The 26,503-nt window shown below is 42.5% G+C and carries 28 protein-coding genes; 5 read left to right on the plus strand and 23 right to left on the minus strand.

Annotated features, from left to right (window positions below; all coding sequences use genetic code 11):
- Positions 1 to 185, plus strand: a 185-nt coding sequence (locus tag BLR65_RS30160; RefSeq protein ID WP_218130612.1) for a hypothetical protein, incomplete at its 5' end; no start/stop codon positions are given.
- A 153-nt stretch (positions 186 to 338) separates the two neighbouring features.
- On the opposite strand, the gene BLR65_RS25615 is transcribed toward BLR65_RS30160, so the two are convergent.
- From BLR65_RS25615 to yedF, 8 genes are all read right to left on the minus strand, one after another.
- On the minus strand, positions 339 to 920 hold the full coding sequence (locus tag BLR65_RS25615) for an amino acid ABC transporter permease (protein WP_093797181.1): 582 nt from the start codon (positions 918 to 920) through the stop codon (positions 339 to 341).
- Positions 921 to 948: 28 nt separating this feature from the next.
- Positions 949 to 1,689, minus strand: a complete 741-nt coding sequence (locus BLR65_RS25620) for an amino acid ABC transporter ATP-binding protein (protein WP_093797183.1) — start codon at positions 1,687 to 1,689, stop codon at positions 949 to 951.
- A 138-nt stretch (positions 1,690 to 1,827) separates the two neighbouring features.
- Positions 1,828 to 2,658 carry a transporter substrate-binding domain-containing protein gene (locus BLR65_RS25625; RefSeq protein WP_176772809.1) on the minus strand — a complete coding sequence of 277 codons (831 nt, stop codon included), beginning with the start codon at positions 2,656 to 2,658 and terminating at the stop codon, positions 1,828 to 1,830.
- 10 nt (positions 2,659 to 2,668) lie between these two features.
- Positions 2,669 to 3,505, minus strand: coding sequence for an acyl-CoA dehydratase activase (locus tag BLR65_RS25630; protein ID WP_093797187.1), 837 nt, complete (start codon positions 3,503 to 3,505; stop codon positions 2,669 to 2,671).
- A gap of 3 nt (positions 3,506 to 3,508) precedes the next feature.
- Positions 3,509 to 4,666 carry a double-cubane-cluster-containing anaerobic reductase gene (locus BLR65_RS25635; protein WP_093797189.1) on the minus strand — a complete coding sequence of 386 codons (1,158 nt, stop codon included), beginning with the start codon at positions 4,664 to 4,666 and terminating at the stop codon, positions 3,509 to 3,511.
- A gap of 18 nt (positions 4,667 to 4,684) precedes the next feature.
- On the minus strand, positions 4,685 to 4,921 hold the full coding sequence (locus tag BLR65_RS25640; protein ID WP_093797191.1) for a putative Se/S carrier protein: 237 nt from the start codon (positions 4,919 to 4,921) through the stop codon (positions 4,685 to 4,687).
- Positions 4,922 to 6,064, minus strand: coding sequence for an aminotransferase class V-fold PLP-dependent enzyme (locus BLR65_RS25645; RefSeq protein ID WP_093797229.1), 1,143 nt, complete (start codon positions 6,062 to 6,064; stop codon positions 4,922 to 4,924). It lies immediately after the preceding gene.
- A 5-nt stretch (positions 6,065 to 6,069) separates the two neighbouring features.
- On the minus strand, positions 6,070 to 6,660 hold the full coding sequence (gene yedF, locus BLR65_RS25650; RefSeq protein ID WP_093797193.1) for a sulfurtransferase-like selenium metabolism protein YedF: 591 nt from the start codon (positions 6,658 to 6,660) through the stop codon (positions 6,070 to 6,072).
- Positions 6,661 to 7,053: 393 nt separating this feature from the next.
- On the opposite strand from yedF, the gene BLR65_RS25655 reads away from it, so the two are divergent.
- Both BLR65_RS25655 and BLR65_RS25660 read left to right on the plus strand, forming a co-directional pair.
- Positions 7,054 to 7,578, plus strand: a complete 525-nt coding sequence (locus BLR65_RS25655) for a DUF3841 domain-containing protein (protein ID WP_211285225.1) — start codon at positions 7,054 to 7,056, stop codon at positions 7,576 to 7,578.
- Complete coding sequence (locus tag BLR65_RS25660) at positions 7,568 to 8,173, plus strand: DUF3841 domain-containing protein (protein WP_093797195.1); 606 nt, start codon at positions 7,568 to 7,570, stop codon at positions 8,171 to 8,173. Before BLR65_RS25655 ends, BLR65_RS25660 begins: the two co-directional genes overlap by 11 nt.
- 149 nt (positions 8,174 to 8,322) lie before the next feature.
- Here BLR65_RS25660 and tdh read toward each other — a convergent pair whose 3' ends face one another.
- The 14 genes from tdh to BLR65_RS25730 form a co-directional block, all read right to left on the minus strand.
- The gene (tdh, locus tag BLR65_RS25665) at positions 8,323 to 9,378 is read right to left on the minus strand and encodes an L-threonine 3-dehydrogenase (protein ID WP_093797197.1); all 1,056 of its coding nucleotides are present in this window, start codon (positions 9,376 to 9,378) and stop codon (positions 8,323 to 8,325) included.
- 82 nt (positions 9,379 to 9,460) lie between these two features.
- Positions 9,461 to 10,312, minus strand: a complete 852-nt coding sequence (gene panB / locus BLR65_RS25670) for a 3-methyl-2-oxobutanoate hydroxymethyltransferase (protein WP_093797199.1) — start codon at positions 10,310 to 10,312, stop codon at positions 9,461 to 9,463.
- A gap of 17 nt (positions 10,313 to 10,329) precedes the next feature.
- The gene (locus BLR65_RS25675; RefSeq protein WP_093797201.1) at positions 10,330 to 10,995 is read right to left on the minus strand and encodes an aspartate/glutamate racemase family protein; all 666 of its coding nucleotides are present in this window, start codon (positions 10,993 to 10,995) and stop codon (positions 10,330 to 10,332) included.
- A gap of 61 nt (positions 10,996 to 11,056) precedes the next feature.
- Positions 11,057 to 12,040 carry an amidohydrolase family protein gene (locus BLR65_RS25680; protein WP_093797203.1) on the minus strand — a complete coding sequence of 328 codons (984 nt, stop codon included), beginning with the start codon at positions 12,038 to 12,040 and terminating at the stop codon, positions 11,057 to 11,059.
- A gap of 109 nt (positions 12,041 to 12,149) precedes the next feature.
- Positions 12,150 to 14,189, minus strand: a complete 2,040-nt coding sequence (locus BLR65_RS25685) for a methyl-accepting chemotaxis protein (protein ID WP_093797205.1) — start codon at positions 14,187 to 14,189, stop codon at positions 12,150 to 12,152.
- Positions 14,190 to 14,318: 129 nt separating this feature from the next.
- Positions 14,319 to 15,629, minus strand: a complete 1,311-nt coding sequence (locus BLR65_RS25690) for a 2-hydroxycarboxylate transporter family protein (protein WP_093797207.1) — start codon at positions 15,627 to 15,629, stop codon at positions 14,319 to 14,321.
- Between the two features lie 18 nt (positions 15,630 to 15,647).
- A complete protein-coding gene (locus tag BLR65_RS25695; protein ID WP_093797209.1) occupies positions 15,648 to 16,472 on the minus strand; it encodes a DUF6282 family protein in 825 nt (274 codons plus the stop codon).
- 147 nt (positions 16,473 to 16,619) lie between these two features.
- A complete protein-coding gene (locus BLR65_RS25700; RefSeq protein WP_245693052.1) occupies positions 16,620 to 17,660 on the minus strand; it encodes an isocitrate/isopropylmalate dehydrogenase family protein in 1,041 nt (346 codons plus the stop codon).
- Between the two features lie 3 nt (positions 17,661 to 17,663).
- Positions 17,664 to 18,476, minus strand: coding sequence for a sugar phosphate isomerase/epimerase family protein (locus BLR65_RS25705; protein WP_093797213.1), 813 nt, complete (start codon positions 18,474 to 18,476; stop codon positions 17,664 to 17,666).
- A gap of 130 nt (positions 18,477 to 18,606) precedes the next feature.
- A complete protein-coding gene (locus BLR65_RS25710; protein ID WP_093797215.1) occupies positions 18,607 to 19,278 on the minus strand; it encodes a GntR family transcriptional regulator in 672 nt (223 codons plus the stop codon).
- Between the two features lie 163 nt (positions 19,279 to 19,441).
- Entirely contained in the window at positions 19,442 to 20,302 is an 861-nt protein-coding gene (locus tag BLR65_RS25715) for a LysR family transcriptional regulator (RefSeq protein ID WP_093797217.1), read from the minus strand.
- A gap of 192 nt (positions 20,303 to 20,494) precedes the next feature.
- Positions 20,495 to 21,778 carry a four-carbon acid sugar kinase family protein gene (locus BLR65_RS25720; RefSeq protein WP_093797219.1) on the minus strand — a complete coding sequence of 428 codons (1,284 nt, stop codon included), beginning with the start codon at positions 21,776 to 21,778 and terminating at the stop codon, positions 20,495 to 20,497.
- A gap of 26 nt (positions 21,779 to 21,804) precedes the next feature.
- Positions 21,805 to 22,458, minus strand: a complete 654-nt coding sequence (locus BLR65_RS25725; RefSeq protein ID WP_093797221.1) for an aspartate/glutamate racemase family protein — start codon at positions 22,456 to 22,458, stop codon at positions 21,805 to 21,807.
- A 17-nt stretch (positions 22,459 to 22,475) separates the two neighbouring features.
- On the minus strand, positions 22,476 to 23,129 hold the full coding sequence (locus BLR65_RS25730) for a class II aldolase/adducin family protein (RefSeq protein ID WP_093797223.1): 654 nt from the start codon (positions 23,127 to 23,129) through the stop codon (positions 22,476 to 22,478).
- 550 nt (positions 23,130 to 23,679) lie between these two features.
- Here BLR65_RS25730 and BLR65_RS25735 point away from each other — a divergent pair.
- Complete coding sequence (locus BLR65_RS25735) at positions 23,680 to 24,939, plus strand: IS110 family RNA-guided transposase (RefSeq protein WP_093797225.1); 1,260 nt, start codon at positions 23,680 to 23,682, stop codon at positions 24,937 to 24,939.
- Between the two features lie 215 nt (positions 24,940 to 25,154).
- Here the strand turns inward: BLR65_RS25735 and BLR65_RS25740 are convergent, their stop codons facing one another.
- On the minus strand, positions 25,155 to 26,141 hold the full coding sequence (locus BLR65_RS25740) for an amidohydrolase family protein (RefSeq protein WP_093797227.1): 987 nt from the start codon (positions 26,139 to 26,141) through the stop codon (positions 25,155 to 25,157).
- Positions 26,142 to 26,294: 153 nt separating this feature from the next.
- On the opposite strand from BLR65_RS25740, the gene BLR65_RS30645 reads away from it, so the two are divergent.
- Positions 26,295 to 26,503 (plus strand): hypothetical protein (locus tag BLR65_RS30645; protein WP_218130672.1); only part of this gene is annotated, 209 nt, incomplete at its 3' end.

The raw sequence follows: 26,503 nt of genomic DNA on the forward strand, positions 1-26,503 counted from the left end.
AAGGACTTGGCAAACTAGCAGTTCGTGGTAAGCATAAGGTCAGCGCTGTAGTTGGTCTCAAAATAATCGGGCATAATTTCCAGCAATTCATTACCTATCTAGCCAGAAAAACCAAGGAAACAATCAAGCAGGTAGCTACGTCATTTCCTACAACACCTCCTCAAGGGGTTAGTCTGTCCTTTTAACAGACGAGTAATAATTAGATCATTAATTTTAGGGGTAAGTAGCTTGGAGATGCAGCGACATATATACGTAATAGGAAAAGATGTGGCTGTAGCCGATTTAAAATTTACAGCAACAGTGATAACAAGGTCATAAATTAACTTTTCGCAGTACAATCATAAATAGGCTTCAAAAAAACGAAGGTCTAATGCCGCTTCTATTTTTGCTTTTGCCATTATGTCAGCAAGTCCAACAGTAAATCCCAAGGCTGTTCCTTTAATGATCCCTATAAATTGGTTTCCAAGTGTGGGTAATGCTACAACAAATGCCTGTGGTAAAACAACACGTACCATTGTTTGGTATCTTGTCATCCCCATAGAATAGCAGGCTTCCATTTGCCCCCTATCAACAGATTCAATAGCGGCTCTGAGTGTTTCTGCCATAAAAGCCGATGTGTTTAATGTAAGAGCAATTATAGTCGTTTGAAATGCTGACATTGATTTCATTGCCGGAACTATAGAGGGAAAACCAAAATACAGGATGAATAGCTGTGCCACCAGTGGCGTTGCTCTAAAAAATGTAATATAAACACCAAAAAACTGTGATAATCCCCGTACTTCAAAATGCCTTATAATAGAAATAAAAACAGATAATAGCAATGTAAGTATCAGCGATATAAGGGACATACTAATTGTTAATTCTAGCGCAGGTAAAACAATGGGGAACAAATTAACAAACCATACAAAATCAAAATTCATCTATTTATCCTCGTACAATTATTGTCAGTTAGTTCGAATTTATTGTATTTAAAAATCTTCCAACTCTTTCATTTGTGCAATTTTCAAATAGTTCTTGCGGAGTTCCCGTAGCAGTAATACATCCGTCTTCTAAAAAAAGAATTCTATCCGCAACTTCTCTGGCAAACTTCATTTCATGAGTCACAATCAACATCGTTTTGTTATGCTCTGCTACCAGTTGCTTAATTACACCCAGGACCTCTCCCACTAATTCAGGGTCTAATGATGATGTCGGCTCATCAAATAAAATAACATTTGCATTTACAGCCAGAGCTCTGGCAATTCCTATTCTTTGTTGTTGTCCCCCTGACATTTCCTTGGGATACGCATCTTTTTTTTGCAAAAGTCCTACTTTTTTAAGTAAGTTAACCGCCACTTCTTCGGCTTCTTTCTTGCTTTTTTTTTGTACTGTAACCATAGGTTCCATAATATTTTGTATAGCAGTCTTATTCTTCAGCAAATTATAATTTTGAAAGACCATTGACGTTTTTAATCTCAAATGATCACACTCTCTCTTCGAAGCCGTTCTGGCATCCACTGAAAATCCATCAATTGTAATTTTGCCTTCCGCAGGCCTAACCAAAAAATTAAGACAACGAAGAAATGTAGATTTACCGGTTCCTGACGGTCCAATTAATACTACGACTTCGCCATCATCTATTTGAACATTTACATCTTTTAAGACAACCAATTGCCCAAATTGCACTTTCAAATGCTCTACTGTAATCATTTACCTATCACCTGATTGCACTATATAATTGCGTTAAAACATACCTTGCCATTGCCTGCATCCGAGGAACGGCTGGCAAGCAAGTTGCCTACCAGCGCCATAGCGGCATCATCCGGTAGGCAACTATTGTCTGCATAATTAATCTGCTAGCTTTGTATTAGCCGGTTTCTTACTAAAGTCCATTCCATACCATTTACTATATATTTTTTCCAGCGTTCCATCTTGCTGCATTTCTTTAATAGCTTTTGTAACAAGCTTGTTCAATTCTTCTGATTTTGCATTTCCCTTTACAAACGGATAGGCTTTAGCGCCAACGGAAATATCTTCTTCAACCATCCTGGCATCCAGAACTTTATTATTAATTTTATAGGCTGCCTCAGCACCCGCAAAAATCATTACATCCACTTTTCCTTGGCGAAAAGCCTCATTTAACAATTCGGAACTATCGAATGTTACTAGATTTATTTTTATATCCTGCGCCTTGGCAATCTGTTGAAATAAATTGCCGCCATTGGATCCCGACGAAAATCCACAAGTCATCCCCGCAATATCTTTTAATTTTTTAATATCGGTTCTATCGGAATGAACCACTAACTTCTCAGGAATATAAGCGTATGGCTCTGAAAAATCATACTTCTCTTTTCTCTTAGCATTAAGGGTAATGGTATTTCCCACTGTATCCGCTTTACCCGAATCCAGGTATCCAAATAAAGTGTTAAACTCCCCTGTTACAAATTTAACTTTCAGTCCGGTTTTCTCTGAAATAGCATTCCAGATATCTACTTCATGTCCCTTATGTATTCCATTTTCTATATACGAATTCGGAACGGAAGACGAACCAGCCGCTACTATAATCTCGGTTGGCACACTCGATTTTCCCTGTGTTACAGAAGTCTTCCCATTGTTTCCACAGGCAGCCGTCCCAAAGATCACACAAATAGATAGTAATACCAGAAGAATTTTTTTCATAATTTCCCTCTCAATTCCATAATACACTTGCGGGCTCCTGAACGGGTTCACTAAAATTGGACTTTTTATTAGCATTCCTTGCTCTTTTCACCCAGTAGGTCCTTGCGGCGCCAATAGCACCGGCAAAACGGGATAACTCCGAAGAAACTACCGGATAACCAGTCCGCTTCTCTAGCGCGATTCGAAGTCCCTGGATGCCCGCCAAACCACCTGTCAGTAGTATCGGCGGAGAATACTCCACCCGGGCCGCTAAGGCAACCGTGCGATCTACAACTAACTGAACAATGCCGCCAGCCACTTCCTCGCGGCTTTTTCCTGCTGCCAGTTGTGATACGATTTCCGAATCGGCAAATACGGTGCACATGCTGCTTAATGAACAGCTTTTTCCCGTAGAGAGCAGGGCCGAGAATTCTGCTAAACCAATCCCCATCCGGTTGGCCGACATTTCCAGAAAGCGGCCGGTGCCTGCGGCACACTTAGTATTCATCTGAAAGGAGCGGACCTGTCCGGCTTCTACGGCAATAACCTTTGAATCCTGACCGCCAATATCAATAACCGCGCGCACACCCGGCAACAGGTAATCCGCACCTAGTGCGTGACAGGTAATTTCCGTCACAGTTTTGTTGGCAAACTCTATACTTACTCGACCATATCCAGTCGCGATAATATGTACATTTTCTCTTTCAAGCCCTGCCTTCGTCAGCAGCTGCTCCAAAACCGCTTGGGAAGTTTCCCTCGGGTTCCAGCCAGTAGGTTTCACACAGACGGCAAGGATGGCGTTCTCTTGGAGGAGAACGCCTTTGCAGGCAGCAGAACCACAATCGATGCCGATTGATGCTTTTATCATTATCTATAGCATCTCCACAAAGGCACCGGCCCGTGTGGACAACTGGCCGATATCCGCAGTGCCATAATCGGTTTCCAATTGTAGATATGGAATTCCTTTTTCCTGCAGAAACGTCTTAATCGAATGCGATTCTATCGCGTAGGTATGACAGGCTTGCAGCGTCATTTCCACCACACCATCAACCTGAAACTGTTTACAGAGACGCCCCAAAAGCTCAAAGCGATTGTTGTCGGGTGTCATGACAGAACAACCAATCTGCAGATAATGGTCGGCGAGGTTGGTAAGAGGATCCCCTTCCTCCCGGCATTGCCGATCCATCTGCTTCGCACCAGTGCAATTTTCAAAAGCAACGACGACTGCGCCGGCTTCCTCAATTACCTTAACTATCTTTTCGGTAACGCCGCCCATAGGACAGCCGGTGATTAGAATCCGGGGGGCAGCTTCGGAAACCGGACGTTCTCCTGCTTCATAAGCTTCTCGTATGCTGTCAATTGCTCTTTGTATTTCCGCAACCTTTTCATGCCAATCAAATTTAAACTGAGCACCGAAAAGGATTTGCAGCTGCCGCAGTCCGGTAATGGGCGGCGGAGTCATTTGGGACAACTCATACAGTTCCTTCAATAATCTGCGCTCAACATTCCGCCTGCGAATCGCATCACGCAAATTATCATCAGTAATGGTAACGCCAAAGTCTTTTTCCACACGTTCCCTTAAGCGCACCAACTCCGCCCGCCAGAGAGCCTTGGCTTCCGGAGTATCCTGCCGCCGGGGGAGCTCCAGGATATGGACATTCTTGATCTTAGCCAGCAGTTCGTACATTTTCACTTTCCCATCACAGGTAGTCTCTCCCACCACCAGGTCGGAAAAATACATATAAGGGCATTTGTCGGTAATGGCAAAACCGTAGCTGGATTTAATGAGCGGACACAGATTGCTCGGCAATACTTTTTCTGCGGCGGGAATGGTCTCGTCACTGGTAGAACACAAACCTACACAGACAAGGCCTGCAGCCGTAAAAATCTCCTGGGGGGTATATGTACAGAACTGGCCCACTACCCCTTTTCCGCTGTCTTTAATTTTTTTCATGGCTAGAAATCCATTCTGTCTTGCTTCCGCAAAGCTTTCAAATATTTGTGGCAACTCGGTTTTCATTTGGATCATGCACATATTCCCCCTTCGTTAATACAGTAAAATAACTCGCTTTTCTTGATATTCAATGTTGTTTCTATCCATCACCCGAAGCAATATGTCCTCCAAATGCGGCTCTGCACACCAAGCAAGTCCACAACTGCCGCTGATTTCCCGTGGAATAGGTATTAATCTTCCTTGCCCGGATTCACAGGCAGCCTCCATTGCCATCGCTGCGGTGGTGGTGGGAAAGGTAATAACCAATTTGGGTTGTTTCTTTCTAGTCATTTATCCCTGCTCCCATTCTGCGGCTATTTCAGCAACCGCTCTGATTCCTGTTTGGATTTCCTCTTCCGTATTAAAAGAGGAGAAACTAAAGCGTACCGCCCCCTGCTCCCGGGTCCCCAAAGCCAAATGAGCCAGTGGGGCGCAATGAGCACCGGTTCGTACGCAAATATTGTAAAGCTTTGCCAGACGATCTCCTACTTCGCCTGAATCCATAGAACCGATATTCAGGGTTACAATGGGAGCGTAGGGCATATCCGGATCTCCATAGATACGAACCCCGGGAATTGCTGAAATGCCCTGGCGAAAAAGTTTTGCCAATGCCAGTTCTCTGTTGCGTATAGTATCCATACCCACTTCGAGAATGTACTCAACTCCAGCCAGCAAACCAGCGATGCCATGGGCGTTGGCCGTGCCTGCCTCCAGTGCCTCGGGCATGGCCGCGGGGTGGGTTTCGGAATAGCTGTGAAGTCCACTGCCGCCTACCTTGAGGGGCATCACAGCGAGCCCTTTGCGAATGCAAAGTCCGCCGGTACCTTGCGGGCCTAGAAGTCCTTTGTGTCCGGTAAAGCAGAGAACATCAATACCCAACTTGTCCACATAAATGGGAAACACACCGGCTGTTTGCGATGCGTCCACAATCAGCAGCAGACCGTTTTCTTTGCAGAAATCTGCTATAAAATCCAAATTAGTGAGCGTGCCGGTTAGATTGGATGCATGGGTGCAGACTACCGCTCTACTATTGGGACGAAGCGAACGGCGAAACCCGTCGTAATCCAAATTTCCCTTTTGATCGCTGTTAATAATCGATAATCCCATCCCCTGGGAACGAAGCTTATAAAGCGGACGCAGAACAGAATTGTGATCCAAGGCAGTGGCAATGACATGGTCTTCCGGTGTCAGCAGACCAGAGATGGCAATATTTAAACTTTCCGTTGCATTGGAAGTAAAAGCCGTCTGGTCGATAGAAGATCCCAGTAACTTAGCTACTGCTTTGCGAGCCTGGAAGATACAGCGGGCCGCCGCCAAAGAAGCAGGATGTCCGCCCCTTCCGGCTCCGCCAAAAGTATTAATGGCCTCCAGAACCGCAAGTCCCACCGCCGGTGGCTTGGGCAGGCTGGTGGCTGCGTTATCAAAGTAAATCATGGCAATCAAGGGCGAAGGATGCGTCCGGCGCCACGCATCTCTTCCACTATGCGATACATATTGGTTACTTCCCCTACAGCGAGTTGCTCTTCAATCCCAAAGTGCTTCAGACAGGTGCCGCAGGTCATGACGGCAACCCCGGCCTTTTCCAGCGTAATTAAGTCTTCCAGGGAGGCTGAGCCGTGTACCGATAGTTTTGCCCCAGTGTTGTAGATCAGGATGGTATTGGGTAATGTATCCAACTGGGTGAGAGCAAAAATAAATCCCTTCATCAAGATATGCCCCAGTTCGTCATCGCCGGCTCCCATGGTATCAGCAGGCAGAGCAACAACCGTTTTTACAGCGATCGCCTCGCTGCTGGGAGCGTAATCGCCTGGTTGAGCTGCTGCTTTTAGCAGCGTGATATGAAAAATACCATCCTTTTTTAATACGTTAAATTGACATCCTTCCGACTCAGCAAACCGACGAATGTTTTGGGCAGCTGCCTCATTATCCACTAGCACCTCCAACTGACCGCTCTCTATTTCAGCTAGACCTTTTTTAGTTTTGATTACAGGCAGGGGACAAGAATCCCCGATTGCATTAATTTTTTGCATTGTTATCTCCTTTTGCATCAATTTACAATTGGTTGTTGATGCCTACAGACATAAAACTAACAGCCATTTTTACTAGTTTGGCATTGCTATTCGCTACTATAGAGTAAGCTTTCTTGGTGTTATCCTAACACATATAAATAAAATGCACTAATTGTGTTTTTCAATGATTAGATTCACTGCCAATTGATAATTGCTATAATTCATCATTGGTCTTACCTCTCTCAATAAACACGATAAACGCACAATATACCGCTGAACAAAACTAAATATTAAAAAATTTGAAAATATTTGTTTTATTGAAATAATCAATAAAGATTGACACTACTGTTGTACCCATTGTAAAATATTTGTAAATTCAGCTTAATATCCTGCTGGAATTTTGTGGGGAGTAAAATGAGATTCAATGTAAATGTGTGGACTAAGCAACATGAAAACATATTGAAAGATTTGGAAATAAATGGCCGCTACATAGTGAAAAAAGAGTACATCGTCAACAAAATGGAGGAACACGCCGCGCTGTACCTTGATGTATACAATTGGTATTACCAAGCGGCGGGCAAAATAGTACGGCCACCTGAAGATGTAAAATACCCCATCTGGGTATCCTTGGCAGAGGAAGACAAAATAGAAAACAGCCCCGGGAATGTTCAACTGGAGATTCTGGTTGAACAAGATCGGCTGATTACAATGGACATTGACAAGTGGGGCAAGATCGTCAATTATATGTACATCCCGGCCGATGCACAGGATAAAAAAGAACACGAGACCATACTGGCCCGTTACGGTATCGATGATTGTACCGCCTATATGACGCCATTTTACCCAAACATCAAGCGAATGATCATCAAAAGCTGGGATCGCTTGTTTGACGAGAGTATCATTTTGAGTAAGGTCGGGTGGGCACCATATGGGAATTGAGGAAAGAATGGATTGTCAGTATAACCAAATAACGCTGTACACGTCGCAGACGGATAAAGTGGTCCATCACTTGCTGGAACAGGGATATCATTACGTCAAAACGGAGTATATCGTCCGGAAATACGCAGAAGTATCTGCCGTGTTTTTACAGGCGTACTCCTGGTATACCGAAAATGCTCAACGTATTTTGCCCAAGCCACAACAAGCGGAATCGGCCGTCTGGTCTTTTTGCGACGTCAGCTACCTGGATCGCCATCCCGGCTGCCAAATCCTGAAGCTCAGAGTTCCGATCAAGAATGCGGTGTTTTTTCGGATGAGCGATTGGAACAAGGTGTTGAACCTGCGGTATATTGGGGAATCGGAAGAGGAAGAGGCTAAATTTGCTAAAAAACTGGCCCGCTATGGTATTCGTTACGCGGGAGATGCGTATACTACACCGTTTTATCCTCACCTCAAAAAGGAGATCCAGGACAGCTGGAAAAAACTGTTCCGCTACAATCAACAGGTAAAAGAGAACGGCTCTTCTCTGTATCCGGATATGCAGGCAGGCCTGTGGTATCTGGATCGGCAGTGGATACAACAAATGACCCCATAAAGTTCAAAACTTGCCCAACTAACACTTCTGTTATTTGGGCAAGTTTTTAGTTGCTTATGCAAATTAAGCTTAGTCTAAGTTATGCTTCTTTAAGACTTCAGGGTTATTCATATTTACTTAGCCACTAGAAATTGGGCACACCATTTAAATCAATTACATTTATCAGGGATGAGCAGCATTTTTCCAGTAGCGCCCGCTTTCAATGCGGAAAACGCCTGATCATAATCTTTTAGAGCGTATTTTCTGCCAATTACCGGGCTAAGATCGATTTTACCCGACTTAAGAAGTTCATTACATTGCCACCAGGTTTTATACATAAGTCTGCCAGTTACCCCCTGCACGGTAGCTTCTTTATAAATAATATCATCTGTCAAATTTAGGGCTACAGGCTCATTAGGCAATCCAACCAGTGTAAACCGGCCGCCCTTACGAAGAATTGCAAATCCCTCTTTAATGGCATTACCATTTCCTGTGAAATCCACAGTAATATCCACGCCTTGCCCTTCTGTAGCCTGTAATATTTGCTCAATTACATTGTCATTCCTGGAATTTAATGTTATATCGGCCCCCATTTGCTTGGCAACTTCCAGTTTCTGATCAAATACGTCAATGGCAAATATTTTGGATGCACCGCAAGCGGCAGCTACGCCGACTCCCATTAGGCCAATCGGCCCACAGCCATAAACGGCTATCGATTTGCCGCCGATATCACCTGCCAAAACCCCATGCACAGCAACCCCCATTGGCTCAAGCATTGCCCCTATTTCAAAACTTAAACTATCATCCAGCCGCCATGCACAATCAACAGGAATAGCAATATACTCCGCAAAACAGCCTTCTGTGTGAACGCCAATAATCTTCATGTCGTTACAGTTATGCTGATTACCGGTCTGACATTGGTAGCATTTATTACAGGGAATATGTGTTTCTCCTGCTACCCGGTCTCCCACTTCAAACCCTCTTACCGTTGACCCAATAGCCACAACCTCACCGGCAAATTCATGGCCAAAAACCATCGGCAGTTTTAATCGCGCTTGTGCCCAGGCTGTCCATGGATAAATGTGCATATCAGTACCACAGATGGCTGCAGCTTTAACTCGGATCAGAAGCTCGTTATCCTTTATTTCCGGTATAGGTAAATCTTCTCGCCATGTGGCGCCAGCCTCCGGTTTATCCTTTACAATCCCCTTCATGAACTCAGTCATATCTCCCATCCTTTTCATTGAATTACGCCTAGTTGGATATTTTAGCTAAGTCATAATTAGCAACCCAGCCATAACAATTCAGTTATTTATCTAATAAAGCCAAGAACTCTTTGACTTCTTCGACACTCATTTTATAGGTATGATCATCGTCATTCGGAAATTGCCCTTGTCTTACCTCTTTCGTATATTCTTTAAATGCATTTGTCAGGATTTCACCAACATTGGCATATTTCTTAACAAATTTCGGGGTGAAATTATCATACATGCCAACCATGTCTGCATATATGAGCAACTGTCCATGCGTATAAGAACCAGCGCCAATCCCCAGGATAGGAATGCCTGCTCTCTCGGTAATGACTTTGCCTACTGCAGCCGGCACACCTTCAACCAAAATACTAAAAGCACCTGCCGCTTCAACGGCTTTGGCCTCATTAACAAGTTTCATGGCAGCAGCAGCGCTACGGCCTTGCGCCCTATAACCGCCGATTTGCCCCATAAATTGCGGTGTTAAACCAATATGACCCATAACCAAGATACCAGCTTGCTGGATTGCGCTAATCCGACTGGCAATCATTTCACCGCCGCCTTCAAGTTTTATACAATCGACTAGTGCCTCCTTCACTAAACGACCGGCATTGGCCACAGCATCCTCATCAGATTTTTGATAGGACATATAGGGCATATCGCCAACAATAAACGTATTCGGAGCTCCACGACGCACAGCCTGGCAATGACGAACCATGTCATCCATTGTTACCGGAAACGTGGTGTCATAACCCAAACATACCATTCCCAGCGAATCACCTACCAGAATCATATCCACTCCGGCTTTTTCCTGCATTTTAGCTGTGAGATAATCATATGCGGTTAAATATACAATTTTTTCACCTTTATCTACCATTTGACGAAAATCATTAATTGTTTTTTTGGCCATTATAATCGTGCTCCTTTTTATTGTAGTTTTTTCGTTATTTGCGCAAGTATAGCCTTAACACTAATTTCCGGACTAGTCAAAATAGGAATTGTAGTCTGGCTAAAGTTAGTTAGCGCCCTAGTCATGGACATTTGCGCTAAAACCACGGCATTGCAACAAGCTGACAGTTCGAGGATTTTTTGTTGAATAAGCTGGTTATGTTTGGCCTCATCACCGGCTTTCAGCGCTGCAAAGGCTTCGGTAACGATTTCTGTATAAACTTTAACTTCTTTATGCCGTTGTTTTGCAATATCCTGCAAAAGTCGAGTTGTAGTTGGTCCGGCGGTTCCCACCGTCGCTATTACGCCAATGCGATCTGCTATCTGAATAGCCTGTTCCAGCATGCTAATATCAGCACTTAACACTGGCACGTCAAATAATTTTTTCATATCGTCTACATAGGGTGAGAAAGCAGAGCACGCTAATAATATCCCGTCAACACCACTTCTCTCCGCTTTATCCAATAAGCAAATTAATCTTCTGGTCATTTGACGTGTAATAATATTATGTTTATTTATTTCCTCCATAAGCCCTTCATCAAGGAAATTCAGTACACTCACTTCTGGTGCATGTTTATGAAAAGCTTCGTTTATCGGCTGCATAGAATTTCTTGTTGTATGAATAAGGCCGATCTTGATACCCATCTTTTTTCTCCGCCTCCGCTGCTAATAATAAAACCAATTTCCATTGCCGGAAAACTTCTAATTATTGGGGAAAGCCATAAAGAGTTGCCGGGTTTTCAACAAGTATACGATTTCTAACTACTTCATTCGGTGCCTGAACAGCCAAAAGATCAAGCATATTAGCATCATCAGGCCAAGGCCAGCGTTCAGAAAATACATTGGGATGCGGCCAGTCAGTTCCCCATACCATACGTTGGGGTGCATACTGAACATATGCCCGCCCTACCTCAACGGCATCGGCATAAGTGGGATCCCCAATTTTGCTATCTTGATAGAGTCCAGATAACTTAACCCACGTATTCCCCTTATCAATAAGCTTGCAAATAACCTTGAAAGCGGGATGGTTTATGCCCGCAGGTTGTGGCAGGTGACCTCTATGATCAAAGACGAGCGGCGAAGATAGTTTCATTAGTAATTCTTCCATATTCACTGTGTCATCGGCATTCATCCAAAACTGAATATGCCAGCCCAATTCATTTACTCGGCTTGATAAAGCTAAAATCGTATTACTATCCTTAATCCCACCACGTGCAATATTAAGCCGGATACCACGTACACCCAGCCTATGCATTTTTTCCAAATCATTATTGGTTATTTGCGGATCAACTACCACTACCGCGCGTGCGTTAGAACCTAATTGTTTTAAGGCATCGAGAGTACATCTATTATCCGTACCGTAAGCGGAAGGGTTAACTATTACATTGCGGGTCAACCCAAGTCTCTTTTGCAGCAAGCGGTAAGCATCGACTGTCGCCGGCGGCTGATTACGCATATCTTGCGGCACATAGGGAAAACGAATAGGATCATAAATGTGATGGTGGCAATCGCATGCATTAGCCGTAACCTTAATAGTCGGACGTTTTCTACCAGCCGAAAACGGTACTTGCAAATCTCCTGCAACCGAAGCTTCAGGTGATTTGACGGCTGCCAGCACGCTATTATAGTTAAAAGTACTTAACCCTACTAATGTTAAGCCTGCTCCCTTTAAAAAGGTTCGTCTATCCATGAAATAAAATCCTCCTTCAAAATAATTATTTGATTGTATTATTATATTACGGTATATCTGTATACAAATAATAATTATTATTAGTGGCTGCACTAACTGCCTATCATGGCTATAACTTGAATTTTTCCGTTTCTTCTTGGAGTTCACCAGCTATTTTAGCCAAAAGCTGACATGCGGAAGCTATTTCCTGCATGGACGCTAATTGCTCCTCCGTTGCCGCAGATACTGATTGAGTTGCCATTGCGTTTTCCTTATTCAATAGGCCGATGCTATGAACAGATTCAACAAGCGTGCTGCTTCCTTCTGCAATTTGATCAAGTGATTTAACTATTTCCTGAATTTTGTTGGACAGATGCATGACGGCATCAGCAATATTGCCAAATTTGTCCTTAGCTACGTTAACTGCCTCCATGCCTGCATTCACACCGTCACTATTACTTTGAACTGCCGCAATTGCAACTTCCATATCATGGCCATGCTGTTGTATTAAAGTAGCAATCTTATGAGCCGCCTGATTGGAATCTTGGGACAATTTTCTGACCTCTTCAGCTACTACGGCAAATCCTCGCCCGTGTTCACCTGCCCGGGCAGCCTCAATTGCGGCGTTAAGTGCAAGCAGATTTGTCTGTCCGGCAATAGCCGAGATTAGATTAACCATACTATTAATTGTCTGAGACCCATCAACAAGTTTTTTAATCGTCTTGTGTACATTTTCAGACTCCCCACCAATCTCTTGCATACGGATCATAATCTGATTAATTGCCTGATGCCCTTCTGTGGTTACTTGCGCTGTATCTTTTGCAATATCTTCTACATGTTTCCCATTATCCACAATTTGCACAATATTTTCCGACATAGCTTCAGCCACAGATGACATATTACTTACAGCGCTATTTTGCTGTTCAGAACTTTGGGCAATTTGTCCAATAACATCAGCCACCTGATTCGACGCCTGCGCAGACTGTTGTGTACTTGCAGACAGTTCTTTACCTGAGGCAGCAACACTTTCTGCTTGTGTCTGAACTTTAGCAAGTAAATTGCGAAGGTTTTTAGCCATTTTTTTAAAAGAATTTCCTAATTGCCCTATTTCATCCTCGGAATGAATGTTAATTTGCCGCAAACGAAGGTCATTATTAGCTAACAACATGGCTTCACCCGTTATGATTGAAATAGGTTTAGTGAACACTTTACTAATGTACACAGCGACAACTACTGCGATAAATAAAAATATAAAAGAGACTAGTAAGGAAATCCTGGTTAACATATCTACTTCGCGAGTAATCTCACTCTCAGGTGTCATCACCACCATAATCCAATTTTGATTGCCCGGTAAATTGATTGGTGTAAGAACTGCAACATAATTTATTCCATCTATGAACGTATACGACCCCTGAACCTGGTTTCCGCTCTCCCGAGCCAATTTAAAAAGCGTAATAAGGCGCTGATCCAGTTTGCCATTTTCTAAATTTGCGCCAGCAGCAGTCCCATTATCACCAATACTTAATTTGCCGATCAACTCCGGATGACGGGCATCGGCAATAATCACACCTGAGCTATCACATAATAGCCCATAACCGGAATCTTTGAATTTAACATCCGCAAGCATATTCGCTAATCTTTCCAAGGAAACGGAACCATTCATTACTCCTGTCATCTTTCCATTATCGAATACTGGTACGGCAACTTGAATCGATAATTTCCCCGTAGATTTAGAAATTATTGGATCAGAAACATACGGTTTCTGGGTGCTGACTACTTTTTTGAAAAAATCTCTATCATTATGATCAGCACTTGACCCGTTGAACCGAATCCCCATTCCATTCATATCTATGAATGTGATGATATCAAAGCTTCCAAGCCGTTTATGCGTTTCACGTAGTGCTGAAACAATATACGTTTGATCGGTGCCGCTGCGTACCTGTTGAATGCTGCCTAAATCTTGCATATGGATCAACATCTCATTTACAGCCATCTGAACCCGTACTGCATAATCGGTTCCTATAGCCAAAGCCGTTTCCTGCGTACTTCGTACTAAATACTGTTTTGAAAAAAAATAAGTTAAACTTGCTAATGATCCTAATGAAATCACCGTTAACGATAAAATAATAATAAGCAATTTAGTACGAATACTAATCGTTTTACAATTCATTATTACCTCCGCTTATGATATCTTCATACAAAAACATTTAATTATTCGCTGCACACTTATAAGCGATTTATGAGGTAATGCCAGCTTACATATCATTAACATGATTCTACCGTAAACATAAATTTTCCGTTACCCCTGAATATATCGCATAAGAATAGTCGCAATTATAACCATACAGGCACCACCTATCCGGGTCGATATCTGAGCAAACGGCATAAGCACCATTCTGTCCGCAGCCGAAAGAATTGCGATGTCGCCGGTACTCCCTTGCCCGCTATGGCAGGCTGTAACAGCGGCCGCCTCTACCGGATACATTTTGAGATACTTGGCAACAAAAAATGCAGAGGCAGTCATAGCAAAAACCGTCATAAAAACCGTTATAAGATAAGACGGATTAAGCACAGCTACAATATCTTTCCAAGAAGTCAGAACTGCCCCTACTCCGATAAACAGAGGAAAGACAACAATAACTATGAAAAAGCGATATATCATATAGGCGCCTTCTTCAATTTCTTTAGGAAGTAACCCACAAACTTTAACTACAGCCGCCGTAAAAATCATAATAATTGGTCCAGGAATACCGATAAATGCACCTACATATACACCCAGTAAATAAAAACCAATAGCGGTCAGTGCGCCTGCTCCCATCTGAGCAAGATTAATCGTTTTTTCTTCATTCAGTTCTTTAGATATATCAATGCTGTCATTTTTCACCAGCAGTCCGTTTCCTGAATACTCTGGTTTCTTTTGTCCTATTGTTTTCAGTAAACCTCCCAAAATTATGCCCGACAGACTTCCGAGCATAACGGCCGGAACAATCTGTCCAAATAATTGTTCCGGAGTACTTTGAAGGATCTCGGCATAACCCATTGATAACGGAATAGCGCCTTCACCAATTCCACCGGCCATAATCGGTACTACAATAAAGAAAAATGCATGATAGGCATCATAACCCAACAGCATACCAATACAAACTCCGGCAGCCGCGCCAACCACCGTACCAATGAGCAAAGGGAAAAACATACGAATAAACCCTTGAATCAAAACAATTCTGCTCATCCCCAGGATACTCCCGACAACGATCATCGCTATGTTAATATAAAGAAAATTTGTTGTCTTCATAAAGGTCGTAATCGTATTAAGCGCGGGAGTAGGCATAAGATTGTGAGCTACCAGGTAGGACGGTAAAAAGATGGTGACCATTGCCGCTCCACCTATATTCTTAAGAATGGGTATCCGTTTGCCAATCTCGGCAAACGTAAAACCCATCAGCATCATAACGGGAATAGCCCCCAACATATCTTTAGGCAATTTTCCTGCTGCCATAACTAAATAGGTTATGATGCATAATGGGACATAAACTTTTACCGGAATAATGCCTACTTTAAAGTTCCCAAATTTCCTCCATACCGACTGCTCCTGACTTAACTCAATATTCATAATTAAATTATCCTCCTTTTATGCTAAATCAAGTAACCGAGCTGGATTTTCATATGTCATTACTGCGATAGCTTCCTTGGACACCCCATGTGTAACCAAATAATTAAGATATGTCCTCAAGGCTTCACTCCACGGCGGATTTTCCACCTGCCCTCCATCAGTGGCAATTACCGTTGATTCATAACCAACCGCTTTAATGGCTTCAAGATTTACAGCAAAATTAGTCTTGTATTTGCCGCCGCCAAGCGGTTGCGCATAGCAGCGTTCAAAATAAACATTATAATCAGCCGCCAGAGTTTTTTGGTCTTTTATTGATAAATTCACCAGGTAATGTTCCGGATGATTAACAAGGATTTTCCGCACTCCCGCTTTACAAGCTGCATCCACTACTATAAATATTTCCTGTGGAGTTAAATGACCTGTACCAAGAATAATATTCTCTTGGGCAATAAGCTTAAGAACCTCATTAAGTTCCGGAACTACTTTCCCATTTATGACAGTCCGAACACCGTCTGCTTTGCCTTCCACGGTGCGCTGCCTTTCCGAAAACAATGTTGGCAGCCAAACAATTTTTGCTCCTAGTTTTATAGCTGTTTTAACCGCATCAGGATTAATTCCCCCTACTGACGGATTTAAGGTGATTCCGCCAAAAACAGCCACGTCCGGATACAGTTTATGCATCAGCCAGGCCCTGTCCATAGTAGGAACCCAGTGAGACTTTATGACGACTGCACGTACACCAAGCCGCTGTGCTTCTCGCACTAAGCCGATGTCATCAATCGACCGTTCTCGCACATCAGGGAAGGCATGAATATGCATGTCAATAATGCCTTGTAATTCCATTGGTTGTCCTCTTCTCTGTATTTAACCGCTTTTTAAAATTTTCTAAAAATTTTGCATAGAGATCTAATATGAATAAATTGATAATGCTCGCCTGCCGGGAAGCACATTGCCCAGCAGGCTTAATTTCAATTTATCATGTTTACAAAACTAACATTTGCTTACTTTTTTCGCAATTTCATCGGCTAGTTGCATGGTACTAGCTGTTCCGCCAAGGTCAGGGGTTCTAAACTTTCCTTCAGAAAGTACTTCACGAACACATTTTTCAATATTGGCACCTTTTTCAGTCTGCCCCACATGCCGTAACATCAACGCGCCCGACAAAATAAGTGCTACCGGATTGGCACAGCCTTTGCCTGCAATATCCGGAGCAGCACCATGGCATGCCTCAAAGGTTGATGCGTATTCTCCTATATTAGCCCCTGCTCCCAGTCCTAAACTGCCCGCTAGTCCGGCTGATAGATCGGAAAAAATATCACCATACTGGTTGGCTGCCACAATTACATCAAATTTTTCCGGATTCTTGACAACAGTATAGCAGGCTGCGTCAATCATGAAATCGTCTGATTCAATATCCGGATAATTTTGAGCTACTTCACGGAAGCACTCCAGGAATAGTCCATCTGTAAAATTCAAGACATTTGCCTTGTGAAAACACGTTACCTTTTTCCGTTTGTTTTGACGTGCATATTCAAATGAGTATTTTGCTACCCGAGTTGCTGCTTCACGGGTTGTAAGCTTAATTGCCTGCGCTGCATGGCGACCGATTTTGTGTTCCCAGCCTATATAGACATCTTCTGTTATTTCCCGCATTATGACAACATCCAGTTTTTCATACTTGCCGGAGATATTAGGAATGCCTCTTACCGGGCGTGGATTCACAAACAATTGCAACTCACGCCGGATTGCATTATTTAATGAAGGGTAAGTATGCTCAGTGCCATCATCATGCACACAAGTAAGCCGCCCCTGCATTTTGTCGACAAGCAAAGGTCCCTTTACTGCGACTTTTACTTCACGTATGGCTTTAACAGTTTCTTGCGGCAAAGGATGTCCGTATTTTTCTATGGCTTCTTCCGCAATCGGAATGTGCACCCACTCAATCGGCAAACCAGTCGCTTCAAGAACATGCTGGGTTGCTTTGGTAATCTCTGGCCCAATTCCATTTCCTTCCAATACTCCGAATTTCATCAATTAGTCCTCCTTGATAATATGATTTAAATATTCAAGCGACTCTTTGGCCGCATGATAGCTGTCTGGAATTTGATCAATTTCAATCGAAATGTAATGATTGTAGTTTAGTGCTTTTAGTACCCGTATAATTTCTGGAAAATTGATATGCCCTGCTCCCGGAACTCCGCGGTTATTGTCCGCAAAATGAAGATGAATGTTATAGTCTTTTGCCTCAATAATGCTGGCGATAATCGATTTATCCTCAATATTCATGTGAAAAACATCCAGCATCATATACAAATTGGGTATCTGTAGTTCCCGAATCCAAGCAACCGCTTGCTGTGTAGTATTGAGGTTATTGATAACAAATCTGTTTTGTGGCTCGAATGTCACTTTTATTCCTTTTTTTCCAGCATAATCACATACTGTTGCAAAAGCATTCCTCATCCATTCGCGCGATTGACTTGCATTTGCTACTTGGATATTTCCGCGCAACTTTCCGATATTAACCTGAGCTTGAAATAAGGCTGCAAAGTCAATAATCGACTTTGTCCTCTCAATTGCCATATTTCTTACGCTCTCTGTTTCTGCTGTAAACGTCAATTTATCTTCAGAAACAACAGGACCTGTACCAATGGCTGGTACTTCAAAGCCATAACGTTCTACCAGCCTGCTGAAAACTTGTGTATCCATTGACATTGGATCGCGCACAAACAACTCCAGTCCTTGGTAGCCAATCTCACGCAGCGAAGCTAATACATCTTCTGATTTGCCGCAATAGGCTAACATTTTGCCATTAGTATCTGGCGTACCAATGGTATATGCAAGTTTCATCTTAACACCCTCTTATCGAATTTTCAGATAGTTAGAACCCGCCTTCTTCATCTCCTCTTACAAAGTCAATCGGTTTAGTATTATTGTATCACTGTATTACTGTATCCATCAATACCTTAAAAAAATTTTTTTATTTTTTTTCCAAACTTTCAATAATTTCATCGCGCGCTCTAATAATAGCCGTCTCTAACACTTTTTTTGTCTCTATAAAGTTCTTTTTCTTTAATTCAGCTACTATTTTTCGATGTCCTTCAACAGAAACACCTTTCCAATTAGATAAATCCCGCACACAAGAACGCAGCAATTTTAGGCGATTCCACAGTGTTTCCAGGCTCCGGTCAATTTCTCTGTTACCACACTTTGACCATAATATACGGTGAAATTGCTCATCAATATCCAATAACTCTAAAAAGCCTTCTTCTTGATCAATACTTTCTTGCCTAGCAATAATTTTTTCAGCCTTATCAATATCTTCAGCCTTTATTCGTTCCAAGGATACTGATATAGCGTACCCTTCCAATAACAAACGCAGTTCGTATAAATCTTTAACTTCCTGGACCGTTACCTGGCGAACGATCACACCCTTGCGCGGTATCGTAAGCGTTATTTCCCTTTTTTCCAAAATTTTAAGAGCATCTCTTACTGGTAAACGAGAAACACCAAATTGTTCAGCGATTTCCGTTTGTATGAGTCGTGACCCAGGCAGTAATTTGCCTTCCATGATCATCTTTTCCAGGGAATCAGCAATAAACTGTGCTACATTTTGTAATTCACTTACCTTATCTATCATTTCATCAACCATATGCTATCCCTACCTCAGCCTTTTAACATTTTTCTAGGATGCGATTATAAGCTATTTTAATTTATACGCCACTTTTGTCTAGTATGTCAAGTAATATATTTATTAAACATGATCTAATTAGACATTATTACCCTTAGATCCTTTTTAAATGCCCTCGCCATTATTAAAAATTCATGTTCTTTATAAATTCAACAAACGCTTTCACTATTTTTAACTCTAGAAAATCCCCTTGATAAAACATCCAAGTCTTGCGCTTGATGGGAGTACCATCTTTACGAGAAATATTGATTTTATAAATATCTTGAACATTATCTACCACACGACTAGGTAAAATGGCATAGCCTAATCCTCGCGTTACTATTTCCCGGCACGTATCAGATTTGTCCACTTCCATGCAAATAGCTGGCGGCTCAGAAAAGTTATCCCACCACCAGTTAGATATTAGTTCTTTTAATTTATAATCCATTTTATAATCAATGCGCTGAAGTCTGGGAAGATCCTTGATTTCAAATTTGTTCGCACAGACTACGCAAATATTCTCTTCCATTAATAAATGTTTTTGATCCTGCCAATTATATTCCCCGCGAACAAATGCGACATGTATTTCTTGAGCATACAGTAGATTAAAAATATCCCTGCTCCAGCCGGTTGTAACGTGAAAGTCAACATCGGGGTATTTCTGTTTAAATAATGCCAATATTTCCGGGAGTTTATTTCTAGTTATAAAATAGGAAGCACCTATTCTTAATGTGCCTTGAGTTTTATCCTGCATATTTGCCAGGTTATCGTAAACTTTACTAAACAGTTTTAAGAAATCGTCAGCACATTTAGCTAAATATTCCCCCTGAGGCGTAAAATGAACGCCACGTTTCCCACGATGAACAATAGCAACGCCAAACTCTCTTTCTATATGTTGTAGACGCTTTGTCATAGCAGGTTGCGTCATATAGAGTGTTTCAGCCGTTTTGGTAATGTTTCTTTCCTTGTAAAGAACTCGAAGAATTTCCCAATCCCTGTTTTCCACACAGTACACCCCGCTTTAAAGTCTACTATAATTGTAAATCACTAAGACAAATAAAGAAAGTTTAAATTATTATGCATATGCAGCCAACCATAAATGCACGAGATACTGCTGCAAAATAGAATTGGCTGTGAACATTAAATTCACAGCCAATAAAAAAAGTCTATTGTGATTACGATATCAGAATATAAAAATTCATTTATTACTAGAAACTAATTTCAAATGCTGCACTGCTTTAAATAAAAAGTCCTCTTTTCCAAAGCTGCCAGACTTCAACACAATTAACATATTACGGCCAATTGCCAATCCCGAAGGAAGACCTATCTCAATTTCTCTGAGAATATAATTCCCCTTTATTCCCAATTTTCTACATACAGTACCTGAAGTGTCGCCGCCAGCTACTACTAACCTTTTTAATTCAGTTCCGGTAACTAACTTTTCAGTAATCTCGGCAAGTGCTGCTGAAACCCGTTTACTAATAGTCAAAAGATCCATGCTCATTTTTTTACCGAGTTCTTTAGTTTCTCCAATAACATCCTCGCCATTGGCAGCCATCACTAAAACATCTTTGCCATCTTTTAATAACTGTTCGGCTGTTCTTGTTACTCTTCCAAGTTCCTCAGTATACTCCATATCTTGAAATATTTTTCGTGAATCAAGAACCACCTTAGAAGTCCCCCGGGAAACAAGATACGCTGTCTGTGCTTTTGTCTGGGGAGTTAAACTCCCGGATATCACCAATACCCCGTTCTGATCATTTATTTGTAAGCTATCAAATACAGTTCCGGACTTTTTTATAGGTAAGAATTTGGGTAATTCTTCGGCAATAGCTGAACTGCCGCATAAAACTCTATAGGTATGGACCGCTTCGGCCACAATTTTTATATCATTTTGATCTACCGAGTCTATTATGCAATAGTTTGCGATCTTACTTTTTTTATGAAGAGCCTGGCGCAAGGCACCGGGACCCTGTCTGACAATATCTAAGTCAATCTGCGATACCTTACGTTCAGTCTGACCTTGTAGGATAGATACCAGATTAGATTGTGTCATAGGATGCACGGGATCCTTGGCAAAATTAGATTCCTCCAGCAGCTTTCCATAAACTGTGTGGATTCCATTCACTGTTTGCCTGCCGTATTTGGGGAAAGCCAGAATAATTACGGCAAAGTTCTCTTGTAAGGCATCCATCATTGCATCAAATTCTTTGCCAATATTCCCGCGAAATACCGAACATGTTTTTTTGAAATACAATGAGCAGCCTAGCCTCTCCAGCATTTTAGTAGCCTTAAAGACCTTGTCATAACTTAATTCCGGAGGATCTAAACGGCTGTCGGTGTCAATAATCAAAACGTCGGTATCTCTCTCTAATTGCATATCTTCGCTAAAAGTCATTACTTTCACCGAACATTGGTTATTCCGAAACATGAGCCCGATGTCATTTGCACCGGTAGTATCGTCTGCAACAACACCAATCATAAAAATCCTCCTCTCTAATCATAAAATCAGTTGATTCGTGCCAGCATTGCCTTGACACTGATTTCAGGACTCGTTAATACCGGTTTGCTTATTTTGTCAAGTCCTTTTACCGCTCTAGTCATAGACATTTGGGCTAAGATTACGGCATCGCAATATTCTGTCAGCTCATGAATCTTATTTTGAATCAGTTCGTTATGCTTCGCAGCATTGCCACTTTTAAGTGCACTAAACGCTTCGGTAATTATATGCGTATACACGTCTACTTTTTTATTCGTTTGCTGCGCGATTTCTTTTAGAAGTCCTTCCGTAGTAGGGCCGGCAGTCGCTACGGTTGCAATTACCCCTATTTTATTACCCAGTTGAATGGCATGTTCCAGCATACTGATATCAGCGCTTAACACAGGTACAGCAAACAGTTTTTCAATATCCTTCACGTATGGCGAAAAAACCGTACAGGCTAACAGTATGCCGTTAACGCCACTGTTTTCTGCCCGGTCCATCATGTGAGTCAATTTTCTAACCATGGATGGCGTTATGGCAGGACTGTTATTAATTTCTTCCATTAGTCCCTCATCCAGAAAGTTTAATACCTTAACATCAGGCGCATGCTCGTTAAATGCTTCATTAATCGGCTGTATAGAATTTACCGTGGTATGAATAAGCCCAATTTTAATACTCATTTTACATCCACTTCCTTTTACTTTAGTATAGGGAGTTTCTGGCGCACCCGATAGCCGGAATCCTCTAAAAAGCTTTTAACAATTTTATCTGGGATTTTAGTTAACTGAACCCCTGCTGCCTTTGCCTGCAAGATCATCTTGCACACGATTTCCAGTGTTTCAAGCCGGACAAGAGCTTCTGCGACATTTTTATCATATACAACTACACCATGATGACGCATTATAATGATATTCGCATAAGGCGCCTGTTCGGTAACAGCGTCGGCCAATTGCATACTGCCGGGATGATAGTAGTCAACATAGGCTATATGCTCCAAATAATACATGGATTCCACAAAAAGTTCCGAATAAATCGGTGTATCGCTGCAGGCAAATATAGTGGTATTAAATGGTGATGAGTGCAAAATAGCATTTACATCATCACGTTGCCGGTAAATTCCAATATGCATGGGGGTTTCTTTGGATGCCTTTTTCTCTCCGGCAACCTCTCCCGTCGAGATTTTACAGTGGGCGAAATCGCTTTCACTTAGGTTTCCCATATGTGTGCCAGAGGCGGTAATTATCATGGTATCCTTATCAGTTCTCGCACTGACATTCCCCGAAGTTCCCCAGGCTAACTGGTTAGTAAGCAAATATTTCCCTACATCGATTAATTGCGATATTTCCCGCATATTCATGCCTCCATTTCATTTAACACCTTAGACAAAAAACGCAATTTGCAGAAAAGGGGTAGTAATCATCATTATGTTGTAATAGGTTGTGGTAATTATTTACCTTGTCAGTGTATATGCCCCGTAGCTATCTTCCATTTTCGAATGATAGCCGTTTGGCTGGGTTACACAAATCTATACAATCTAATATAGCCGGGATAGATTTGAAAGTATAATAACTTTTTTTCATCATACTCCATAACATATTTTCATATCTATAATCTACCTTTCTGCGAAAGGTACCGACGGGGTTATGAAACGCGGTGCTTTTCGCTCTTTTTGTATTTTTGCTATACTTGTTTTGGAGTATCGGCACACTACAGAACCCGTGGAGGTGAGTGGCGGGGCGGTATAGCGGCTACCCCGTATATCTATATGGTGTCGGTCGCCCGTAAAGGCATCAACGAATGGCGCAAGCAACAGCCCGTAAACTTATCTCTTACAAATCGACTCGATTTTGCCGGGCGACCAGTCCCTGCCGACCCTCCGAATCTTTTATTGGGGGTTATCCATGTTCAAAATCTTTAGGAAAAACTGCTGCGGTCTGGACGTCCACAAAACTTGGATATATGCCTGTATCGGCATTACCGACGCAAACGGACGTACAGAATATAATCAAGCACGATTTTCCTCATTCTCAAAAGGCCTTCACGAGTTGGCTGACTGGCTTGCGAAGCATGATTGTAAGGAAGTTTGCATGGAATCGTCAGGGAAATACTGGATTCCGGTGTTTAATATCCTTGAAAAAACCTGCTGGGTTACGCTCGCTCACCCGAAATACACCAAGCCGCAAAAGGGCAACAAAACCGACAGGAAAGATGCGAAATGGATATGTGACCTCTTTATGTGCGATATGATCAAGCCGAGCTTTATTCCTCCGCCTGATATTCGCCACCTGCGCGAAATGATGCGTTACCGCTTCAAACTGACTAACTTCCTGACCGGGGAGAAAAACCGCGCTCAAAATTGTTTGACCGTTTCAAACTTGAAGCTTGACGACGTTTTCTCTGACGTGTTCGGCAAATCAGCACGCTCCATTACCGCCTATATTTTAGATCATCCAGGTGAACAATTTGACGTTGCCCCTTTTGTGGATGGACGTTGCAAACATCCCATTGAGGAAATTCAGGCTGCTGTTGACGGGTCTGTTTCGCGCGAACAAGCCGCCAAGCTTCGGGAGATTCTCCGGCATATTGACGAGATCCAAGCTCATAAGCAGAACATCGAAGCCGAAATCCTACGCCTTACCGCACCGTATACCCAATTGTTAGAGTTGATTCGTACCGTTCCGGGCTTTTCATCCGACCCGATGACTGCAATAGCGGTTCTTTCCGAAATCGGAGCGGATATGTCCGTGTTCCCAACGGCGAAAAATCTCAGTTCTTGGGCAGGTTGTTGTCCACGCAATGACCAAAGCGGTGGTAAATGCAAATCCACTCGAATCTCACGTGCCGGTGTTTATCTCAAGCCACTTTTAGTTCAGGTGGCAAATGCTGTCGTCAAATCCGACAAGTACCCTGAATGCAAAGAGCGCTATCGCAGACTCAAAGCCCGCCGTGGTCACAAAAAGGCTATCATCGCCGTCTGCCGTATGCTCCTAACCGCTATCTGGAACATACTCTCCAAGCTGGAGCCTTACTCCGCAAAAGGCTATCTTGTCGACCGCCCAGCAAACATGTCTATGGTCATTACTAAGTCGCAAGCTCTAAGTCTTCTGCGTCTGAGGGGATACGTTATCAAGGACGATAGTCCCTCGCAAGATTCTGCCTAATTCTTTCTCCTGATTTTTGGCTGCTTTCAAGCGGCCTGTTTTGCTATGCACTTTTTTAGGCAAATCCGTTAAGCTTTTGTTTCAAACTTTACTTTATATCCAAATTGATTGCCATGCTTTATAACTCAGTCTAATGTGAATGAATAATAGCAAAGAAGCTGCTAAAGAGTAGCAGCTTCTGAGTATGGCTAGCAAGAAAAGATCAATAACACAATTTAACGGAATCCGAACAATGCCTCCGGATTGTCTACAAGAATCATTTTACGAATGCGTTCGTCCGGCACTTGCTCGGCCAAAAGGTCCATGATGGAAGCATCATTTGGCATCGGTTTTCTGGCGGAAAACTCACTAGGATGCGGCCAATCGCTACCCCAAACCATTCGTTCTGGTGCATACTGCACATAAGCCTGACCGACTTTTACAGTATCGCTATAGGTCGGTTCACCCACTTTAGAGTCCTGATATAAACCTGACAGCTTAATCCAGGTTTTACCTTTGTCAATGAGATTACAAATTACTTTAAAAGCCGGATGGCTTATACCTGCGGGTTGGGGAATATGGCCTCGATGATCAAACACGATAGGTGTAGGAAGTTTCTGCAATAGGTCTGCCATTTTGACGGTGTCATCCGCACTCATCCAAAATGACACATGCCAACCTAGCTGGTTAACCCGCTCAGCAAGAGAAAGGATCAGTTCACCGTCATTGGTTGCACCGGTAGAAATATTAAAACGAATGCCACGTACACCTGACTTATGCATTTTTTGAAGTTCTGAATCCGAGATATTTTTGTCAATAACGGCTACGCCTCGTGAATTATGTCCCATCTGCTTTAAGGCATCCAATAAACAGCTATTATCCGTCCCATAGGCAGATGGTTGAATGATGACATTGCGTGTGGTACCTAAACGTTTTTGCAGCATACGGTAAACATCTACTGTTGCCGGCGGTTGATTGCGGGTATCTTCTGGTACATACGGAAAACGAACAGGATCATAAATATGATGATGGCAATCGCATGCGTTCTCCAGAACCGTGATGGTTGGGCGGTTTCTGCCTGTTGAATATGGCACCTGAATGGCTCCTGTATTAGAGGTTTTTGGTGCCTCAGCGGCAAAACTATCCTGCAGATTTATACCTCCCGTACTTAATGCAGCCAATGCTAATCCAGCCCCTTTCACAAATACGCGTCGAGTTATCAAATTGATTCCTCCTCACTATTATCGTACTCTCTCGGAAACCCGAGATATTATATGGATCAAGGCATTTAGCCTTGGTCTTTTTGCAGTTTTCCTCCAAAATAGACGTGTCGAAAATTTGGGACTTGACTTTTTTGAAACGCCCCCATAATCGCGATGAAGACATCTTTTTGTCTACCTTCGCTGATGGTGGTGATTTTTTTGTTGAAAACGACCCGTTCTCATCGACAATTTCAGGACTTTCTAAAAGAGCAGTTGCAAATCCACTACTTAAAACGCGGTTTTTTAGAGCCGGTTTTGCTCCAGCAAAAAGCCCTAGCCAGTGTCTGGTGCAGCGATTTATCCAAAATCACGGAATTTGTCGC

The organism is Sporomusa acidovorans (assembly GCF_900101845.1).
Lineage (GTDB): Bacteria > Bacillota > Negativicutes > Sporomusales > Sporomusaceae > Sporomusa > Sporomusa acidovorans.

Coding starts and splice junctions, on each gene's coding strand:
- BLR65_RS25710 (WP_093797215.1), bottom strand. CDS start 19,278: ATGGTTGATGAAATGATAGATAAGGTAAGTGAATTACAAAATGTAGCA.
- BLR65_RS25660 (WP_093797195.1), top strand. CDS start 7,568: ATGGGAATTGAGGAAAGAATGGATTGTCAGTATAACCAAATAACGCTG.
- BLR65_RS25615 (WP_093797181.1), bottom strand. CDS start 920: ATGAATTTTGATTTTGTATGGTTTGTTAATTTGTTCCCCATTGTTTTA.
- BLR65_RS25680 (WP_093797203.1), bottom strand. CDS start 12,040: ATGGATAGACGAACCTTTTTAAAGGGAGCAGGCTTAACATTAGTAGGG.
- tdh (WP_093797197.1), bottom strand. CDS start 9,378: ATGACTGAGTTCATGAAGGGGATTGTAAAGGATAAACCGGAGGCTGGC.
- yedF (WP_093797193.1), bottom strand. CDS start 6,660: ATGCAAAAAATTAATGCAATCGGGGATTCTTGTCCCCTGCCTGTAATC.
- BLR65_RS25685 (WP_093797205.1), bottom strand. CDS start 14,189: ATGAATTGTAAAACGATTAGTATTCGTACTAAATTGCTTATTATTATT.
- BLR65_RS25700 (WP_245693052.1), bottom strand. CDS start 17,660: ATGAAATTCGGAGTATTGGAAGGAAATGGAATTGGGCCAGAGATTACC.
- panB (WP_093797199.1), bottom strand. CDS start 10,312: ATGGCCAAAAAAACAATTAATGATTTTCGTCAAATGGTAGATAAAGGT.
- BLR65_RS25640 (WP_093797191.1), bottom strand. CDS start 4,921: ATGACTAGAAAGAAACAACCCAAATTGGTTATTACCTTTCCCACCACC.
- BLR65_RS25690 (WP_093797207.1), bottom strand. CDS start 15,629: ATGAATATTGAGTTAAGTCAGGAGCAGTCGGTATGGAGGAAATTTGGG.
- BLR65_RS25730 (WP_093797223.1), bottom strand. CDS start 23,129: ATGCGGGAAATATCGCAATTAATCGATGTAGGGAAATATTTGCTTACT.
- BLR65_RS25655 (WP_211285225.1), top strand. CDS start 7,054: ATGAGATTCAATGTAAATGTGTGGACTAAGCAACATGAAAACATATTG.
- BLR65_RS25620 (WP_093797183.1), bottom strand. CDS start 1,689: ATGATTACAGTAGAGCATTTGAAAGTGCAATTTGGGCAATTGGTTGTC.
- BLR65_RS25635 (WP_093797189.1), bottom strand. CDS start 4,666: ATGATCCAAATGAAAACCGAGTTGCCACAAATATTTGAAAGCTTTGCG.
- BLR65_RS25675 (WP_093797201.1), bottom strand. CDS start 10,995: ATGGGTATCAAGATCGGCCTTATTCATACAACAAGAAATTCTATGCAG.
- BLR65_RS25735 (WP_093797225.1), top strand. CDS start 23,680: ATGTTCAAAATCTTTAGGAAAAACTGCTGCGGTCTGGACGTCCACAAA.
- BLR65_RS25725 (WP_093797221.1), bottom strand. CDS start 22,458: ATGAGTATTAAAATTGGGCTTATTCATACCACGGTAAATTCTATACAG.
- BLR65_RS25625 (WP_176772809.1), bottom strand. CDS start 2,658: ATGAAAAAAATTCTTCTGGTATTACTATCTATTTGTGTGATCTTTGGG.
- BLR65_RS25705 (WP_093797213.1), bottom strand. CDS start 18,476: ATGAAACTTGCATATACCATTGGTACGCCAGATACTAATGGCAAAATG.
- BLR65_RS25720 (WP_093797219.1), bottom strand. CDS start 21,778: ATGATTGGTGTTGTTGCAGACGATACTACCGGTGCAAATGACATCGGG.
- BLR65_RS25645 (WP_093797229.1), bottom strand. CDS start 6,064: ATGATTTACTTTGATAACGCAGCCACCAGCCTGCCCAAGCCACCGGCG.
- BLR65_RS25695 (WP_093797209.1), bottom strand. CDS start 16,472: ATGGAATTACAAGGCATTATTGACATGCATATTCATGCCTTCCCTGAT.
- BLR65_RS25630 (WP_093797187.1), bottom strand. CDS start 3,505: ATGATAAAAGCATCAATCGGCATCGATTGTGGTTCTGCTGCCTGCAAA.